The 1,146-nt window shown below is 45.7% G+C and carries 1 protein-coding gene; it reads right to left on the bottom strand.

The genetic code is table 11. From position 1 onward, the window contains the following. A partial coding sequence (locus QT974_RS34595) for an Ig-like domain-containing protein (protein WP_333472856.1) occupies nt 1–1,146 on the bottom strand: 1,146 nt, incomplete at both ends.

Raw genomic sequence — 1,146 nt, 5'->3', positions numbered from 1 at the left:
GAGTTGGCGTTGTTACCGGAGTTGGCGTTGTTACCGGAGTTGGTGTGGTGACAGGTGCGGGAATATTCAGACTAAAATTACCTAAACTGCTAGCAGCAGACAAATTGCCAACAGTATCCCTCACTTGCGATGCTTGCAAATTAACTGTGTAAGTTCCATTATCAGTGTTGTCCCAAGTTCCACCAGGTGCAATAAACGAATATGTCGCTGTGCGAGGCGTACCGTTGCTATTAGGATTGGCACTAACAAAGGTAGCAGGAATAGCACCACCTGACCAATTTACAACAACATCAGAATTATCTAAACTGCTAACATCAACTCCACTAGTATCACTGAAAGTAACTGTCAACGTCTGACTTGTACCACCCGCTGTAGTAATGTTAGAAATTGCCGCCAAGTTAGCAGTAGGTGGGATGACATCAACAGTTGGTACGGTGATATTAGCAGTGCGAGTTAGTTGAGTGGCTGCGGTGTTATTGTTACCCGCAGCATCTGTGGCTTTGGCTGTGGGAATATCAACTGTCACATTACCACTAACAGTGGGTGTGACATCAAAAGTGTAAGTTTTGGCATCAACTGTGACGAAGTTTCCGACAGCAGCATTGGCTACGCTGATATCAGTAGTATCAAAGCCGGTGACATTTTCACTGAAGGTTGCTGTGACGGTAAATAAGCCAGTTACTGTGGGTGTTGATGTTGATGTTAAGGCTACTGTGGGTGCGGTGATATCGGCAGTGCGAGTTAATTGAGTGGCTGCGGTGTTGTTGTTACCTGCTGTATCTGTGGCTGTAGCTGCGGGAATATCTACGGTGACAGCGCCAGTAGTAGTTGGTGTAACATCAAAGGTATAAGTTGTGCCGCTACCTGTGAAATTGCTAATCGTACTGTTAGTCAGGTTAACGTCGCTGGCGGTAAATCCTGTGACGGTTTCGCTGAAGGTTGCTGTTACTAAAAATGGTGCGTTTGTGTTAGTTGGTGATGTTGATGTTAAGGTGACATTTGGTGCGATAATATCGGCGGTGCGAGTTAGTTGAGTGGCTGCGGTGTTGTTATTGCCAACGGTATCAATCGCTGTATTTGCGGGGATATCAACGGTGACATTACCAGTTGCAGTGGGTGTAACTGTGAAAGTATAAGTTGTACCAG

This window comes from Microcoleus sp. BM001215392 (assembly GCF_036700185.1).
In the GTDB taxonomy this organism is placed as follows: domain Bacteria; phylum Cyanobacteriota; class Cyanobacteriia; order Cyanobacteriales; family Microcoleaceae; genus Microcoleus.
Note: the sequence above shows the minus strand (reverse complement) of the source record. Positions and strands in the feature narration are given on the sequence as shown.